Here is an 18,509-nt window from a genome sequence, read left to right as displayed (position 1 = left end):
AAAATTCAAACAACAGTTCATTAATATTTAGCCAACGCACCAAGCAGGAGTAAAATGGACAGACAACAACAAGACAGAAAAGAAGGGCAGCACCTAACCTCGGCTTTAAAAAATTGCTGGTTTTGTGCGCTTTCAGAGAGTACTCAGGTGATTGAAAATCCATCTTGTTTTATTAGCTTTGGAACTACCGGCCGCAACTTCTCAAAGCCGTAGCCGTTGGCAGTAACTACCAAAAAACGATTGAAAATTCATAAATGAAAGAAACCACATTACAATCAATTGAACATCTTCACAAATATCTTGAAAAATTTAGAAAAAGTAGTATTTTTAAATTTCGTGGTCAAAGTGATGATTCTTGGGATTTGATTCCAAAAGCTGGTAGAAAAAATTTTTCAAAAGTATTTGACGAAGAATCTTTTAAACATTGGAAAAGAAGAGCATTATCTTATCTTGAAAGAGAAAACTATACAGAATGGGAATTGTTGGCAATTGCACAACATACAGGATTACCAACAAGACTTTTAGATTGGACGCATACTCCACTTGTTGCAGTTTTTTTCGCAGTTACTGAAAACCAAGATAAAGATGGATCTATTTATGTTTATAAACCAAAATCATTCTTAAGTAGCGAAAATGAAAGCCCATTTGAAGTTAAAGAAGAGATTGGTTTATATCAACCAAGTACTTCGTCAAACAGATTAGCAAATCAATATGGATATTTCACTATTCACAAAAACCCTAAAAAATCTTTAAACGATAAAAATAAAAATGGATATTTAGAAAAACTAATTATTCCAGCAAATCTAAAATTAGAATTAACACAAATGTTAAATCAATATGGCATAAACTATTTAACATTATTTCCTGATTTGGAAGGCTTGTCAAAACATTTGAGTTGGTTTGCGGAAAATTATGATTATTGGGACAAAAATTTTAATGAAAAAGAACTTGAAGAAGATTAAAACCTACTGCTAACAGCCGTCAAACGTTAAAAATAAACATGAAAAAACTACTATTAATAATTCTATCCATTTTCACATTAAATTCTTGTAATAAAAACGATGATAATGATGAAATAGATGCAACTACAATTGATCTAATCACTGGTATAAATTTTAGACAAACATTTGATGATACTCCGCTGTCTTTGGGTAATCCTAATAATCATACAAATAATATTTTTGTAATTTACCCAAATCCATCAATAGATTTTTTATCAATTGCTTCAAATGAAAATATTACTAAAGTCTGGATAATGCCTGGAAATCCAAATAAAATTCATCAACAAACTGACTTTAGCACTATTTATAGTCCTAATACATATACGGAAAGTCAAATTCAAACAAAATCATTATTGGAATTAAATGATTTAAATTCAACCAACGTTTTAATAGATTTAAATTCTTTAAATACAGGCTATTACAGAGTTTTCTTAAAAATTAATGATGCCATTTATTGGGATAATATTTATTTAGAAAAAAATGGAGATGAAAATTCAATAAATGAAATCATTAATTTTTGGAACTAACTCATTAGTCCATCGTCAAAGCATTCAACAACATTTGTGCAGAAGCTTCATTGGTTGCTAAAGGCACGTTGTGCACATCACAAATACGAATCAACATCGAAATATCAGGTTCATGTGGATGACTTGAGTTGGGATCTTTGAAGAATAAAACCATTTTAGTTTTACCTTCTGCTACTCTAGCGGCAATTTGAGCATCACCACCTAATGGTCCAGAAAGCATTCGCTTTACTTTTAAACCCACAGAAGCTACTTTTCCACCTGTTGTTCCTGTTGCAATTAGTTTTATGTTTTCTTTAATTAAAATATCTTTATTTTTATTGATGAATTGAACCATATCGGCTTTTTTTCCATCGTGAGCAATTATTGCTATTTCCATTTTATGCTGAATTTAGTTCAGTATCTTTTTTTTGTTAAAATTAAAAAAAAATCCTGATAGTTACCTATCAGGATTAAATTTTAAATTGGATTAATTAGAATGAAACTCTATTAAACCATCAGCTGGTCTTCGCAGGGCATTACCCATTTTATAACCATATTTTTCTAAAACTACTTTTAGTTCGTCTTTTAAATAAAAAGCAATTGAACCTACAAAGTTTACAGGAACATTTTTATGTTCTTCAAATTGCATTACATAATTTTTGACAAAAGATTTTAATTCTTTTTTTATAATCTTTTTGCAAAATTCTTCTTCTTTATGCTTAATTAAAAACTTAGCAAACGTAGCTAAATAAGCATTTGGATTAGGCTCTTTATATAAATTGTTTTTTATGAAATCAGCATCAACATTGAATTCTTTCTCGAATTCTTTTGCCATTGTTGCAGGCATTTTGTTAAAATAATAACCTCTTAGCAGATGTCTTCCAAAACGATTACCAGAACCATCATCCATAGCGATATAACCTAAAGACTGTACTTTTTGATGTAGAACCGTACCGTCAAAATAACTGCAATTTGAACCTGTTCCTAAAATACAAACAATTGCTTTTTCATCTTTTGGAGTTGTTGCAAAAACGGCAGCATAAGTATCTTCATATACTTTTACTTCTGCATTTTTAAAATATTCTTGAAAAACTACTGTTAAAAAGTCTTTCATTCTATCTGTACCACAACCGGCTCCATAAAAATAAAGATGAGAAGCTTTGTCTTTGTTATGAGAAATATCAAATTTATCCTCTAAACGCTCAATAATTTGCTCTTTACTCAATACTTCTGGGTTTAATCCTAAAGTTTGTGTTGTAAAAAGTACTTTTCCAGCATCATCAATTGCAATCCAATCGGCTTTTGTAGAACCACTATCAACTAATAATTTCATTATTTAGATTTTTAGATTTTCAGATTATAGATTTTCAAACAAATGAATTATAAAACCTTATAACCTTTTAACCATTTAAACTTATAACCTATTTAAGATTAGCTACGTGAACTGATAAATCAATCAATTTACTTGAATATCCATACTCATTATCGTACCAAGATACAATTTTAAAGAATGTTGAATTTAATCCAATTCCAGCTTTAGCATCTACAATTGAAGTTCTTGTATCTGAAATAAAATCTTGAGAAACTACATCATCTTCTGTGTATCCAAGAACTCCTTTCATACTAGTTTCTGAAGTCTCTTTTATTACTTTCATGATTTCTTCGTACGTAGTTTCTTTAGCAACTTTTACAGTCATATCAACAACAGAAACATCAATAGTAGGAACACGAAATGCCATTCCTGTTAGCTTTCCATTCAGTTCAGGAATTACTTTTCCAACCGCTTTTGCAGCTCCAGTTGAAGATGGAATTATGTTTACACTTGCAGCACGTCCACCTCTCCAATCTTTTTTAGAAGGTCCATCTGCAGTCATTTGTGTTGAAGTTGTAGCATGAACCGTTGTCATTAAAGCTTCTACAATTCCGAAGTTATCATTAATTACTTTTGCTAAAGGTGCTAAACAGTTTGTTGTACATGATGCATTTGAAACAATAGTATCTGAAGCTTTTGCTTCCTTATGATTTACACCCATTACATACATTGGAGCATCAGCAGAAGGAGCCGAAATAACAACTTTTTTGGCTCCACCATCAATATGAGCTTGAGCTTTTTCTAATGTTGTGAAAATTCCAGTACATTCTGCAACCACATCTACATCAACTTCTTTGTCATCCCATTTGATTAATTTTGGATCTCTTTCGGCAGTTACTCTAATAAATCTGTCGTTTACATATAGTTTTCCTTCTTTTACTTCTACTTTTCCAGCAAAACGACCGTGAACTGAATCATATTTTAACAAGTAAGCCAAATGATCTACATCTAATAAGTCATTAATTGCTACTACTTCTACGTTATCTCTATTGAATGTTTCTCTAAAAACAATTCTTCCTATTCTTCCAAAACCGTTAATTCCTAATTTTACTGTTGACATTTTTCTTTTAAGTTTTTTATTTATTTTTTTAATTTATAATTTCAAATTGTTTAAGTTGTCATTATATCAGAAACTCTTAATAATTCTAAATCTATTTCAGTTTCTCCTTTAATAGCTTGTTCTAATGGAGTTAGTTCAATTTTATCATTCAAAATTCCAACCATATAATTAGATTTTCCTTCCAAAAGTGATTCAACGGCTTTAACTCCTAACCTAGAAGCTAATACTCTATCAAAACATGAAGGAGAACCACCACGTTGCAAATGACCTAATACAGAAACCCTTACATCATATTCAGGCATATTATCTTCCACATAATCTTTTAGTTCAAAAACACTTTTTCCTATTTTATCTCCTTCAGAAACCACAACAATACTTGATGATTTACCAGAAGCTTTACTTTTTCGCAAAGATTCTAGTAAACGTTCTAATCCTAAATCTTCTTCAGGTATAAGAATTTCCTCTGCTCCTGCTCCAATTCCTGCATTTAAAGCAATATGACCAGCATCACGACCCATAACTTCCACAAAAAATAATCGATTATGAGAACTTGCCGTATCTCTAATTTTATCGATTACTTCTACTACTGTATTTAAGGCAGTATCATAGCCAAGAGTGTGACTTGTTCCAAAAATATCATTATCAATTGTACCAGGAATACCCATTACTGGAAAATTAAATTCTTTATTGAATATTTCTGCTCCTGTGAAAGAACCATCACCACCTATTACTACAAATGCATCAATTTGAGCCTTTCTTAATTTTTCATAGGCTTTTTTTCTTCCTTCTTCTGTTCTAAATTCTGTTGAACGAGCGGATTTTAAAATGGTTCCACCTTTATTAATTATATTGTTTACAGAACGTGGACCCATTTCTTTAAAATCACCTTCAATCATTCCTTGGTATCCTCTATAAATACCAATACATTCTACATTATGAAAAGCACAAGTACGAACAACAGAACGAATAGCAGCATTCATTCCAGGTGAATCGCCTCCTGATGTTAGTACTCCAATTTTTTTAATGTTCTTTGACATGTTTTTTTTTATATTTATCGTAAAATTAGATCATTTATAATTTTTATTCAATGTTTTTAGAAAAAATATAACAAATACTTATACTTTCAAACGTTTTCGTTGATAAGTTTATTTGACATTATCTGCTAAAACGTTTGAAATAAATATGATTTTTTTAAAATAAGTGGTGAAAAATAAGAATTATTCAATATCAGGCACATTTTCTTCGCTTTCTTGAACCTTCTTTTTGTTTTTTTCTTGAGTAGTAATGTTGATGTATTGAGGATCTAAATCCGAATCTGGAACTTCATCATATGGATTTTTGTCGTCTTTCTTTTGTAGCGATTTAGGTGCAAAGACTTTTCTCCACAATTCTGTAATATTATCAAAATCCACGTTATATGACAATCCAATTCCTTGAGTGTAACCAATTCCTTGACCTATATAACTGATATCGTTTTCTTTATTAAAAGCTCTTGCACGTAAAGTATTATCTTCATTTAATTGATATTGTAACTCTACATTTCCAACTACACCTGATTGACTTATTCCACCAACAGGGACACCAACTTTTCCATTAATGGAAATTTTATCATTAATTTGAGTACTTAAATTAACTCCAACTTGATCTGAAATATTATAAATTCTTGAACCCGTAGTATACCCTAAACCTACTTTAATTTTATCATCTTCATTTGAAATAATATCTTCTAACAAACTACTAGCTGTTTCACTCAATGCATTAGAATAATAATCACTGGCAACAGCTCCTTGTGCAAAATAAGTTCCACCTGCTAGAACCGAAAGAGCTTGTTGTTGACGGGTATCTTTATCGGATAATTTATATAAAATTTCAGATTTATAAACTGAACTTACATTTGGATATTCTAAAGAGAATTCTGTTTCAGGATTTTCAAGGTTTCCGGTAATTTTAATAATTACATCAGTGTCTACTTTTCTGTTTGAAATAGAAGAAGATTCTAACAATACTGAAGGATTTGTTTGTGTACTATAAACCGCTTCTAGATTAAGAATTGCAGCCATTGGATCACCTTCCCAAACAATGGAACCATATTTTTTTACAGCTAATTTTTTAGAAATTATTCCACCATATTTAAAGTTATATTCACCTTCAAATATGGTAAAATCTCCATTCATTGTAAATACACCGTTTGTATTTATATGCATATACATTCCACCACCACCTCTACCTTTCATTGCGTGACCTGTTTCTTTATTTAAAATCACTTCAATTTCAGCATCTGGAGTTATGTCAAAATCTAAAACTAAATCTAAACCACCTAAGTCTTTAATATTTTGTTTTATGATTTTTTGTTCTCCAACTTTAATAATATTTATATAAGATACTTCTCCATAGCTCTCAGTATCTTGAACAGGAATTTTAATAGAAGTTCCTTTTTCTGATTTTCCTGAAACATTTATTTTTAATGCTTCAACAGGTCCATTAATAGTAGCTGTTCCGTTTAAGAAAGCAGTTCCATAGTAATATTCGTCTTCTTTTTCTTTTGTATCTAAAGCCAAAATGTTTCTTGAAGATAAATTTAAATCTAAAATCCAATTGTCTAAATTTTTATGTTTTATATTCCCTGAAACAACACCTTTTGTATTGTATTTGGTATCAGTAATTTCAAAACTTCTAAATAAAAATTGATTTTCTGTAACGTCAATTCTAGATCGTTCTTCCAAGTCAAAATCTACATTCAAATAAGGCACATTCATTCCTGCTTTATCTAAATAAATGATTCCATCGATTTCAGGATCATTTGCTTTGCCAACAATATTGGCCCTACCAGTTGCTAAACCTCGCATATCTGAAAAAACTGAACTCAACAATGGTCCAAGCGGTTTGATATCAAAGTCTTCGAATTTAGTATCTAATGAAAGTAATGCTTCGTTATTTACTATTTCAATATTTCCTTTAGTATAAAAACTTTCAAAACCATCTCTAACTATTGAAGAATTTACATTGAATTTTCTAAAATACTCATCACTTGTGACTTGAAGTTTTAAATCTCCTACATCAAAATCATTTACTTGCAAACTATCTATTCGAACATCAGAAACAGGTTTATAAACATCCTTGTCTTGTTTAAAGTCAATTATTCCGTTCATTCTACCTGCAAATGTAAGATTGTTCAATGCTGGTGTGACTTTATTTAAATCAACGTTATTGAATTTTAGGTTTAAATCTTTATAATCTTTACCTTTTATAAATCCTTCAAGTGAAAAAGATTCGTCTTTATTTGAAAATAAGAGTTTTTCAAAATCAAAATTTTCTAGTTTTTTATCGAATACAATTTTGTTAGCTGTATCTTCATCTTCATTTATATACCAAAGACTGTTTTTAAAATTAACTTCAGAATTTTTAAAACCAATTACCGAATTTTTTTCAGGATTTATGGTATGATATAAATTCAAATCATATTTGTCTTCCTGATATTTTCCACCTTTAAACTCTGTTCTAAAAAACAAAGTATCATTTTGAGTAATGTTGATCAAATTAAATTCGGAAATATCATAAAAGTTAGTATGCAAACTATCTAATGAAATATAAGCGTTGTATAAAGGGTTTTTGTTGTCAATATCAATGGTAATTCCACTAAACTTATTGTTATCTATAGAAATCGAAGGTGATTTAAAATCTAGTGTAAATAATTCTTCATCAGATACGATTTTACCTTTTACCCTTGTATTTTCACCTACTTCAACATTGGGCAAAATGGCACCAATGACTTTATTATAAATTGTAATATCAAACGTCATGTATTGATTTGGCAACAGTTTATTTGGAGAATAATTAGCATATAGACTTCCCACTGCATTTTCTAAAAGCTTTTGCAGTTGGTTGAATTTAAATTTCCCTACAACTTTTCCACTTACAATATCTGGAGATTCTACAATTATTGTTCTTTCGTCATTCTCATCGAAAGTAGATTCTAACTTAAAGTCATCAAAAAAGTAGAAATCTTTATTATTTTGATAGTATAAATCCTTAAGGTTAATTGTACCATAAATTTTATCTAAAGAATTTCCTGTAGCATTTATATCAACTATTCCCTTAATTACCGAAATACTATCTTTAGTATAAATATTTAGTGCTTTAAGGTTTGCATAATCAATATTTGCTTTAAAATTGTAGCTTTTTGACTTTGAACTTAAGTCAACAAGTCCATCAAAATCCATTCGAAGGTTCTTATCATTGCTATTAAAATATCCTTGGAAATAAGGCATTTTTAGTTTTCCATCAACTTCAATATTTTGATATGTATATCCATCATAATTTAATGCTTCTACAAAACCTGCAATTTTTGTATCTAAGTACTTTTTGGTAAATCCTTTTCCATCAACATCAATATTAAGTGTTGTATTACCAATAGTTTTGTCACCTATTAATGTTCCTACATCAAACCTTTTTAAAATAACATTACCATTATATTCTGCTCTGTCAATATTATCTAAATTATTTATGTATAAATTTGACTTCAAATAGCCTAATTCAGACAACATAATTACATCTGCGTTTATATCATTATAGGTTAAATCTACAGAACCATTGATGTCAAAACTCCCTAAGTAATTTAAAGATGATGGTAATCTTTCACCCAAAACCCTTGGCATCAATAGTTTTAAATCATTATATTTTGAATAAATTTTATTAAAGTCACCTGTAATTTCAAAGACATTCTCCCTTTTAGATAATAAATTTTTAAAAGTAACATTTCCTCTAATTTCAGAACCATATTTATCTATTAAACTTAGATTCTTTGTGGTAAAATTATTTAATGTTCCTTTTAAATGAGTGTCAACATAAAAGGTGTTATTTGCCCCAAATTCATTGTAAAAGTAATTCAAATCATTAGTTGAAATAGTTGCTTTATCAATTTGAACATCAAATACAACCTTATTGTTAAAATCCTTAAAATCTTCTCTTTTATACAATAGTTTTACATTTCCTTCAAAATTGGAATTAGATGTTTTTAAAGCTAAAGTATCTAAAATTATATTTTGTTTTGTATAAGTAAATTTAGCAGACAAATTCTCAACAAGCAAACCGCGATGATCTTTCAAAGCTAAGGTTTTTATAATAGTCGTCACATCACTGCCTTTAATTGCAAATTGATCTAGTTCACCATTTAAATCAGTAAAATATAAGATTTTTGGATTTTCTAAATTATAATTAGTATAAGTAAATAAACTTTTGTTAATTTTCATATTATTAACAAACATTCTAAATCTACCAGAACTTGGACTACCATCATCAAATGAAGCAATAAATTCATCTAAGTTAGTTTCTTCATCACCTTTATACTGAATAATGTTAAGATGCAATCCATCAACCACAAGGTTTTTTAAATATGGATGCCCATTATTGATTAATTTTCTCACTTCTAAAATTGAAGTTTGAATTTTATCTATTTGAAAAAGATCACTATTATTTTTATCTTTTGCTACAACGTTTTTGAGTTTTACATTTCCAAATGGACTTATTGCAACTTTTTCAATCGATAAGTTTGTACCAAAATCTTCATTTAAAACATTTGTAACATATTGACCCAGTTTTGTTTGCACAAAAGGCAATGACAAAAGTACACCCGAAATGAGTATTAAAACCAATAAACCCAATAGGGAACGTAGTACTATTTTTTTTAATGTTTTGATACGAAAAAAATGTTTTAAATTTGTCTTTTTAAATTAAACCGACTTTTCTGAAACAAAAATAACTATTTTTGAAAGATATTCTTACCAATTAACAAATTTCATGCCTGTTTTTATGTCAAAAAATCCAATATATACTTTAGCAATTGAAAGTTCATGCGATGACACATCTGCTGCTATACTTGTTAACGATAAAGTTATATCAAATGTTGTAGCCAGACAATCTATTCATGAAGAATTTGGTGGTGTTGTCCCAGAATTAGCTTCTAGAGCTCATCAACAAAATATAGTGCCTGTTGTAGATGTTGCCTTAAAAAAAGCTGGAATTACGAAAGAAGACTTAAATTGTATAGCTTTTACACAAGGTCCAGGTTTAATGGGTTCTTTGTTGGTTGGTGGTTCATTTGCAAAATCAATGAGTGCTGCTTTACAAGTTCCTTTGATTGCGGTAAACCATATGAAAGCGCATATTTTAGCTCATTTTATTGATGAAGAAGGATTTGACAAACCAAGTTTTCCTTTTTTAGCTTTAACGATTAGTGGTGGACATACACAAATTGTAAAAGTGAATAGTTTTTTTGATATGGAAATTATTGGTGAAACAACCGATGATGCTGTTGGAGAAGCTTTCGATAAAAGTGCTAAAGTATTAGGTTTTCCTTATCCTGGTGGACCTTTGATAGATAAATTTGCTAAAGAAGGAAATCCAAAAGCTTTTAAATTTACGAAACCAAAAGTAGATGGCTTAAACTTTAGTTTTAGCGGATTAAAAACACAAATTTTATATTTTATACAAAAAAATGTAGCTGAAAATCCCAATTTTATTGAAGAAAACAAAGCAGATATTTGTGCCTCAATACAGCATACTATTATCAACATTTTAATGGATAAAATAAAAATAGCTGTTGCAGAAACTGGAATTTACCAAATAGCTATTGGTGGTGGAGTTTCTGCTAATTCTGGTATTAGAGAAACATTAAAAAAAGCTGAATCAAAGTATGGTTGGAAAACCTACATTCCAAAATTTGAATACACTACAGATAATGCAGCAATGATTGGAATTGTTGGCTATTACAACTATTTAGAAAATAACTTTAGCGATGCTTCTATTGTTTCTAAAGCACGAATTGAATTTTAAATTTTGACCATGCAATTATTCTATAATCCCGATATTAAATCTACTGATACTTTCTTTCAATTTGACAAAGAAGAAAGTAAACATATCATTAAAGTATTAAGAAAGAAAGGTGGTGATACTATATTCATTACCAACGGAAAAGGAAATTTATTTCATTCAGAAATCACTTTGGAATCAGAAAAAAAATGTGAAGTTAAAATCGTTAAAATTGATACATTTGATTCCAAAAAATATCACTTGCATATTGCTATTGCTCCAACCAAAATGAATGATCGATTAGAATGGTTTTTGGAAAAAGCAACTGAAATTGGCATTCATGAGATTACACCTATAATATGTGATCATTCAGAACGAAAAATTTTTAAAATTGATAGAGCTGAAAAAATTATTCAAGCTGCTATGAAACAATCTAATCAGTTTTATTTACCTAAAATAAATGAACCAATTTCACTTGTTGATTTTTTAAAAAATGAATCAAATTCTTTAAAATTTATTGCACACTGCGAAGAAAATAAAAAGGATTTATTCAAAAACAGTTTTAAACCCAATCAAAATGTTCTGATATTAATTGGTCCAGAAGGAGATTTTTCCTCGAAAGAAATTACATTAGCCTTGAAAAATAATTTTATTCCTGTATCTTTGGGAAACACAAGGTTACGAACAGAAACTGCTGGTGTAGTAGCCTGTCATACAGTAGCATTGATAAACGAATAGTATGAAAAAAATTGTTTTTCTTGGGATTTTATTTTTTTGGAATATAGGGTTTTCACAAGAAATCGCTCTAGCTAAATATGCTGGTGGTGGAGATTGGTATGCAAATCCAACTTCTTTGCCCAATTTGGTAAAATATTGCAATCAAACCATAAATACTAAAATAAGTTCTAAAGTTCCAACAGTTGAAGTAGGAAGTCCTGAAATTTTCTCCTATCCATTTATTCACATGACCGGACATGGTAATGTCGTTTTTAGTGCAAATGATGTCGAAAATCTTAGAAATTACTTAACATCAGGTGGTTTTTTACATATTGATGATAATTTTGGGATGGATGAATATATTAGAAAAGAAATTAAAAAAGTATTTCCGAATAATGATTTAAAAGAAATTCCTACCAATCATGAAATATTCCAAGGCCCGAATTTATTTCCAAATGGATTACCTAAAATTCATGAACATGAAAATTTGAGACCACAAGCTTTTGGAATTTTTATTGAAAATAAATTAGTATTACTGTATACCTTTGAATGCGATTTAGGTGATGGTTGGGAAGATAAAGAAGTTCACAATGATCCTGATGCTGTTAGAGAAAAAGCATTAAAAATGGGTGCTAATATTATAAATTACGTTTTTAAAAATTAAACATCTTTTACGGTTTTTACGTAAATTTTAACTATTCCGTATTAAAAGTTAATTATTTTTGATTTTGTGTTATTTTTTTAATTAAAATTGCATCATATTAACAAACCAAATTAACTTATATGAAAAAATTGATTTTATCAGCATCTTTATTGATGTTATTATTTTCTTGTTCGGAAAATAATTCTACTGATTTAGTATCTGCAACAGACGAAGTTGCTCACAGAGGATGTGCCTCACATGATGTTCTATTAAACAATCTAAATGATGACCCAACCTTAGCAGAACGAATGAATCAAATTGAAACATTCACTAAAAATGCTATTATGGAAGGTAGATTAGTAAATGGTAAAATTGAAATTCCTGTTGTAGTGAATGTTCTATATAAAACTGCAGCAGAAAACATATCCTTGGCTCAAATTCAATCTCAGATCGATGTTTTAAATAAAGATTTTAATGGAACAAATACAGATTTTAATAACGTTCCTTCTATGTTCTCTACTGTAAAAGCAAATATTGGAATTACTTTTGTATTAGACGCTGTTGTTAGAAAAAGTACAACAAAATCTTCATGGAGAACAGATGATTCAATGAAAAAAGCAAACAAAGGTGGAATTGCTCCCACTAGTCCAACTACGAAATTAAACCTGTGGGTTTGTAACCTAAGTGGTGGAATATTAGGTTATGCTCAATTTCCTGGAGGTTCTTCTGCTACAGATGGAGTTGTTATTGATAACAATGCAATGGGTACAAACGGAACTGCTACAGCTCCTTTCAATTTAGGAAGAACAGCAACTCATGAAGTTGGACATTGGATGAACTTACGTCACATTTGGGGTGACGCTACTTGCGGAAGTGATTTTGTAAATGATACTCCTTCACACAATACTGCAAATTATGGATGCCCTTCATTCCCTCATTATTCAACTTGTTCAGGAACACCAGTTGAAATGACAATGAATTATATGGACTATACAAACGATTCTTGTATGTATATGTTTACAAATGATCAAAAAAGTAGAATGTTAGCTATATTTTCTTCTGGTGGAGCAAGAAATTCTTACGCACAGCCATAATCTTTTTTTTTTATAATTTATTTTAAAAACTCGTTATTACTAACGAGTTTTTTTTCATAATTTAGCCATATGACTTCAAAAACATTAGCAAATGGAATTTTAAGAGCCGTGGGAATTTTAGTTCTTATTGCTCTGAGCCTTTTTATAATTCATCAAATTTCGACAGTACTTGTTTATTTAGCTGTTTCCCTAATTGTTGCCTTAATTGCAAGTCCTATTGTAAAATTTTTGAAGAGAAAATTAAAATTTAAGAACACTTTAGCAGTTGTTACTACTCTACTTTTCTTCATTTTATTATTAATTGGATTTATTTTATTGTTTGTTCCCTTACTTATTAATCAAGTGGATAAATTATCTTTATTGGATATTGATTCCTTAAAACAGAATTACACCACAGTTATAAATCAATTAACTGATTATTTTTCAAAATATAATCTTGATCTTTCAAAAGCTTTAGATAGTGAATCAATGGTCAAAAAAATTGATTTTAACTTCGTACCCAACCTTGTAAATGGAATTATAAATACGTTAGGAAACTTCAGCGTTGGTTTGGTGTCGGTGATATTTATCACCTTTTTTTTATTGAAGGACAAAGCCTATTATTTTAGAAGCTTTAAAAGTCTTTTACCCAATTCCAATAAAGATAAAATTGTGCATTCGGTTAGACAAAGTAATGATTTATTATCGCGATATTTTATTGGTTTAATGCTTCAACTGTTAATCGTTTTTATTTTATACTTAATTGTTTTGTTGATTTTTGGAGTAGATAATGCTTTGATAATCGCTCTTTTATGTGCAATTTTAAATATAATTCCTTATGTTGGACCCATAATTAGTACGGTTTTAGCTGCATTATTAACAATGATTAGCAATATTCAAGGTGATTTTTCTACCGAAATTATTCCAACGACTATTTATGTTGTTATTGGCTTTTTCCTAGTTCAATTTATTGATAATAATTTTAGCCAACCTATTATTTTTTCAAAAAGTACAGATTCTCATCCTTTGCAAATTTTTTTAGTCATATTAATAGCAGGTTATCTTTTTGGAATAACTGGAATGATAATAGCAGTACCTTTATACACAGTTTTAAAAGTGATTGCTAAAGAGTTTTTTCCAAATAATACCTTTGTAAAACTTCTTACTAAAACTCAATAAACTTTGGAATTCAATACGTTATTAACTGATGAAGTTCAAGATTTTATTCAAAAGAATTTGGATGTAAATCATACAGAATTAGCTTTAAAAAAGAACCCTTTTCCAACGATTGATTATCCAGATTTGATTAACCAAATCATTGCTAAAAAGAAAGCTAAAGACAAATTACCGACTTGGTTTGAAACAAAAAACATTATTTACCCAGCCAAAATTTCAATTGAACAAACTTCTTCAGAAATAACAGCAAAATACAAATCATCATTATTGACTGGAGAAAAATTAATTGATTTGACTGGTGGATTTGGCATTGATGACTATTTTTTCGCTCAAAAATTTAGTGAAGTCTTTCATTGTGAGATTAGCAATGAATTGTCAAGTATCGTTTCACATAATTACAGTGTTTTAAACCAACAAAATATTAATTGCTTACAAGGAGATAGTTTTGAAATTCTAAAACAACTAGACATGCGTTTTGATTGGATTTACATAGATCCATCAAGAAGAAGTGATATAAAAGGTAAGGTTTTTTTGTTAAACGATTGTTTACCAAATGTTCCTGCGTTATTGGATGATTATTTCAAATTCACCAACAACATTCTTATTAAAACAGCTCCTATTTTAGATATAACTTCTGGATTGAATGAATTGAAATTTGTAAAAAAGATTCATATTGTTGCTATTAAAAATGAAATTAAAGAATTGCTTTGGGAAATTGAAAAAGATTATTCCAATGAAATTACTATATCTTCACTGAATATTGATAATGAAATCATAAATAAACTAGATACAATTTATAGAAAAAATTATTTAGCATCATATTCATTGCCAAAAAAATATTTGTACGAACCCAATAGTTCCATAATGAAATCAGGAAATATGGATTTTATTTCTTCATTTTATAAAATGGATAAACTGCATCAACATTCACATTTATTTACTTCAGATCAAATATTAGATTTTCAAGGGAGAAGTTTTCATATTGATGAAGTAATTCCATTTCAAAAAGAATTCATGAAAGCTCTTCAGAAGAAAAAAATGAATTGTACTACACGAAATTTTCCGTTGAGTGTAGAAGAAATCAAAAAAAAGTTTAAATTTAAAGATGGTGGTACTATATTTGCTTTCTTTACTACAAACTTAAATAACGAAAAAATTGTATTAATTTGTACAAAATTATAAAAATGAAAAATTACTTTTTAACCTTACTTTTATTTACTATATCTTTCTCATTTGGTCAAAAAAAAGAATGTCTCTATGATTTTGAAGAAAAAACAGACTCCACTTATATAAAAAAAACAGCTGATATTTTAGTTCATGAAAGAGTTTTTGGAAATAATAAAGAAATGATTTTCTTTTCACTTCTTAATTCTAATGGTGCTCCGATGCTTGGATTGCAGCAAATTCAAAAAAGTAAAGATTTTATACCTGCTTTATGTTTTGATAAAAATTCAAAAGTTATTTTTCAATTGGAAAATGGTAAAATTATAACATTAATCAATTCATCTCAGGAAAACTGTAGTTCTTTTAGTTATGACGAAGAATCAAAAAGTAATATTAAAATTATAACTAACTATTTCTTGTTTTTAAAAGACAATTATGACGAACTGAAGAAATCTCCCATTTCATTGATGCGAATTAAATATGTAGGAGAATCTAAAGATATTGTTTTTAAAAGCAATATGAATTCTGAACTATTAAAGTCAAATTCTTCTCCATCAAATTATTTTGTTGATTATTTGAATTGTGTAGAGTAATTATAAATATTACAAATAAAAAAAGCAACTCTTTTGAGTTGCTTTTTTTGTGGGCGATGAGGGTTCAAAACCTTATTCACAATCCATTGATATATAATAAAATATAAACTTTAAAAACTACTAGGTCTCGATAATGCCCCTTTTATTATTGGGATACAATTATTCCTAAATCTTATTAGCATAAAATTAGTAAATAATGTGGAAATTAACAAATTAATTTAAACCAAAAAATGGACTAGTAGTAATTAATTAGAAAGTCCTTTAAGAATAGTTTTTATACTATACCATTTGAAGATAACATCAAACAGAAAACATTTGTACTTGTACAATTTTCAAACTAGTAAATTTACATGTTGCAGTATATTTTTTGATAATTACAATTATTTAAAAGGATTTCGTTTGACAAACCATTGTAATATTTGTTCTTTTTTTTCCCTGCACAAACGATCAAACTTATACTCTTTATTTGTACTATCAGAGCTATAATTGTTACCATACATTAAAGGTTTTAAGTAAGCATTAATTATTATGATTACCATAAATATGAAAATATCATACCATTTCATTTTTCTAAAATTAAAATTTAGCATAAAAATAAAATGCAGTTGAATTTAAAACAAATTATATAGTGCTTGATTCGGGAATTGAATATACATTTAAGTAATCTAATTACAAGTTACATTGGATATTATTTCAATAAAAAAGTATTTTCTTTTATAATCATTTTTGATAAAATATAATTTTACATTATTGATTATAAGTACTATAAATACAATTAAAATTCTTTAAAAAAAATTAATATTGCTTCATAGTTGTACTCAAAAATTTCCTTGGATTTTCATTAGATATTAACTTAAATAAAGTCTCCCCTAAATAACCTCTTAAGTTGTAATGCAAATCTTTTTCTGTGTCTTTTTGAGATACAACATAATAGTCAGAACCAAAAAGAACTTTATTTTTTACTTTTCCATCTTCCAAAATAAATTTTAACAATGGAAATAATGACTCATCATGAATTATAAAACTTATATCGGCATAAACATTCTCATAGACAACCATCAAGTCATAAATTACTGACAACCAACTTGCATTCCACCACATAGTCCTCTGATTTTCATGATTAAGAGTGTTTCTATATTTTTGATAATAAGTATCATATTCACTTTTACTAAGATGCGAGATGTTTTTATTATAATTATTCCAGCCATCATTCAAGTATTTTTTCCATTCATCTTCACCTCCAAAATGTGCTAAGCAAATTTTTAATTTGCTTAAATCTAATCCTTCTTCATAATCGTTACCTAGATATTCCTTCAATAAGTCTTTATTTAATAAACAATGGTAATTTAATGGATGCGTAAAATTTGTGGTAAAATGATAATTATCTTTTTGCGGTAGAGGTATTGCAGCCATATTCCCTTCTTTCGCATTATACTTTAAAACTGGGTGTGCATTCCATTCTTTTTCTTTTTTCCCTCTATAAAAAACAGTTCCTTCAATACAATGTGATACAATTGGTATATTTCTTTCAACTGCAAATTTATACATGGAAATTAATTCTTTATCAAATGGATAATAACCCAAAGCGGGATACATTTTTATTCCAGAAAAACATTGACTATCCAATAAGTGCTTGGCATAATTTTCATAATTCTCATACTTTTTCAAATGCTTTGTTTGTTTTATTCTCCTTGGGTCAAGAAATAAAAATGGTAGCATTTTATCACCTTTCTTTTGCTTTAATTGTTTTAAATCTTCTAACTGGTCCATGTAAGATATTCCTGGATTACTTGCGTCCATATAATCCATATCCATTGACAAAACAACAAATGAGGTATTAGAATCGTAGCTCTTTGAAAGTAAGTCAAAAATTTTTGATTGAGTTTTGTATAATGAGTATCTACCAAGAGTTAAAAATCTATTTATCGTTTCTCTTGTTGATTTACTAAAAATAAAATCTACTCTAAAAAAATTAATAAAAATTTTGAATATCCATCTAGCAAAGAAAAAAACAATAGATAAGAATAAATGTATAACTATTGTTTTCTTAAAGAATTCCTTTATTTCGTATTTTAAAGAATCAATTTTATTTTTTAAAACCTTATACTTATAATTACCTCTAGAAGTAAAATTAGAATAGTACCATTTTACCAGACGCATAGTAATTAAATGATGTAAGCCTAATGGTAGTAACTTCTTTCCAAATTTATTAGGCACATGATCAATAGTAAAAATATGTGTATGGGTGTTGTATATTTTATATTTTTCCATTAATTAACGACTTTTAAAATAATTTTAATATTTCTGTTTGATTTTTGTTAAAACTTATATTATAATTTACGTTTAGATTTCCAATATTTTCATTGTCTATACTTAACAATAACGCAATCAATGGTA

At 28.3% G+C, this 18,509-nt stretch carries 15 protein-coding genes; 9 read left to right on the top strand and 6 right to left on the bottom strand.

Going from position 1 to position 18,509, the window contains the following annotated elements; translation table 11 throughout:
- The first annotated feature begins 254 nt into the window (after window positions 1-254).
- Together AABJ49_RS04990 and AABJ49_RS04985 are read left to right on the top strand one after the other, a co-directional pair.
- Complete coding sequence (locus AABJ49_RS04990; protein WP_338376580.1) at window positions 255-962, top strand: FRG domain-containing protein; 708 nt, start codon at window positions 255-257, stop codon at window positions 960-962.
- A 38-nt stretch (window positions 963-1,000) separates the two neighbouring features.
- Window positions 1,001-1,528: a hypothetical protein gene (locus tag AABJ49_RS04985; protein WP_338376577.1), complete on the top strand. Its 528-nt coding sequence runs from the start codon at window positions 1,001-1,003 to the stop codon at window positions 1,526-1,528.
- 4 nt (window positions 1,529-1,532) lie between these two features.
- Here the strand turns inward: AABJ49_RS04985 and AABJ49_RS04980 are convergent, their stop codons facing one another.
- The 5 genes from AABJ49_RS04980 to AABJ49_RS04960 all read right to left on the bottom strand — a co-directional run bounded on the left by AABJ49_RS04980 (window position 1,533) and on the right by AABJ49_RS04960 (window position 9,545).
- Complete coding sequence (locus AABJ49_RS04980; RefSeq protein ID WP_338376575.1) at window positions 1,533-1,904, bottom strand: methylglyoxal synthase; 372 nt, start codon at window positions 1,902-1,904, stop codon at window positions 1,533-1,535.
- Window positions 1,905-1,994: 90 nt separating this feature from the next.
- Window positions 1,995-2,840, bottom strand: a complete 846-nt coding sequence (locus AABJ49_RS04975) for an N-acetylglucosamine kinase (RefSeq protein ID WP_338376573.1) — start codon at window positions 2,838-2,840, stop codon at window positions 1,995-1,997.
- Window positions 2,841-2,928: 88 nt separating this feature from the next.
- Window positions 2,929-3,939, bottom strand: a complete 1,011-nt coding sequence (gene gap / locus AABJ49_RS04970; protein ID WP_338376571.1) for a type I glyceraldehyde-3-phosphate dehydrogenase — start codon at window positions 3,937-3,939, stop codon at window positions 2,929-2,931.
- A 50-nt stretch (window positions 3,940-3,989) separates the two neighbouring features.
- Window positions 3,990-4,976, bottom strand: coding sequence for a 6-phosphofructokinase (pfkA, locus tag AABJ49_RS04965; protein WP_338376569.1), 987 nt, complete (start codon window positions 4,974-4,976; stop codon window positions 3,990-3,992).
- 180 nt (window positions 4,977-5,156) lie between these two features.
- Window positions 5,157-9,545, bottom strand: coding sequence for a translocation/assembly module TamB domain-containing protein (locus tag AABJ49_RS04960; RefSeq protein ID WP_338376567.1), 4,389 nt, complete (start codon window positions 9,543-9,545; stop codon window positions 5,157-5,159).
- A 202-nt stretch (window positions 9,546-9,747) separates the two neighbouring features.
- On the opposite strand from AABJ49_RS04960, the gene tsaD reads away from it, so the two are divergent.
- From tsaD to AABJ49_RS04925, 7 genes are all read left to right on the top strand, one after another.
- Complete coding sequence (tsaD, locus tag AABJ49_RS04955) at window positions 9,748-10,770, top strand: tRNA (adenosine(37)-N6)-threonylcarbamoyltransferase complex transferase subunit TsaD (RefSeq protein ID WP_338376565.1); 1,023 nt, start codon at window positions 9,748-9,750, stop codon at window positions 10,768-10,770.
- Between the two features lie 9 nt (window positions 10,771-10,779).
- Window positions 10,780-11,484 carry a 16S rRNA (uracil(1498)-N(3))-methyltransferase gene (locus AABJ49_RS04950; protein ID WP_338376563.1) on the top strand — a complete coding sequence of 235 codons (705 nt, stop codon included), beginning with the start codon at window positions 10,780-10,782 and terminating at the stop codon, window positions 11,482-11,484.
- A gap of 1 nt (window position 11,485) precedes the next feature.
- A complete protein-coding gene (locus AABJ49_RS04945) occupies window positions 11,486-12,127 on the top strand; it encodes a DUF4159 domain-containing protein (RefSeq protein ID WP_338376561.1) in 642 nt (213 codons plus the stop codon).
- 119 nt (window positions 12,128-12,246) lie between these two features.
- A complete protein-coding gene (locus tag AABJ49_RS04940; protein WP_338376560.1) occupies window positions 12,247-13,200 on the top strand; it encodes a zinc metalloprotease in 954 nt (317 codons plus the stop codon).
- A 69-nt stretch (window positions 13,201-13,269) separates the two neighbouring features.
- Window positions 13,270-14,358, top strand: coding sequence for an AI-2E family transporter (locus AABJ49_RS04935; protein ID WP_338376558.1), 1,089 nt, complete (start codon window positions 13,270-13,272; stop codon window positions 14,356-14,358).
- A 3-nt stretch (window positions 14,359-14,361) separates the two neighbouring features.
- Window positions 14,362-15,537: a class I SAM-dependent methyltransferase gene (locus AABJ49_RS04930; protein WP_338376556.1), complete on the top strand. Its 1,176-nt coding sequence runs from the start codon at window positions 14,362-14,364 to the stop codon at window positions 15,535-15,537.
- Window positions 15,538-15,539: 2 nt separating this feature from the next.
- Window positions 15,540-16,112 carry a hypothetical protein gene (locus tag AABJ49_RS04925; RefSeq protein ID WP_338376554.1) on the top strand — a complete coding sequence of 191 codons (573 nt, stop codon included), beginning with the start codon at window positions 15,540-15,542 and terminating at the stop codon, window positions 16,110-16,112.
- Window positions 16,113-16,907: 795 nt separating this feature from the next.
- On the opposite strand, the gene AABJ49_RS04920 is transcribed toward AABJ49_RS04925, so the two are convergent.
- Entirely contained in the window at window positions 16,908-18,383 is a 1,476-nt protein-coding gene (locus AABJ49_RS04920) for a hypothetical protein (RefSeq protein WP_338376551.1), read from the bottom strand.
- Between the last annotated feature and the right edge of the window lie 126 nt (window positions 18,384-18,509).

This window comes from uncultured Flavobacterium sp., from assembly GCF_963922255.1.
Taxonomy (GTDB): Bacteria; Bacteroidota; Bacteroidia; order Flavobacteriales; family Flavobacteriaceae; genus Flavobacterium.
This window is presented reverse-complemented; position numbering and strand designations above follow the sequence as displayed.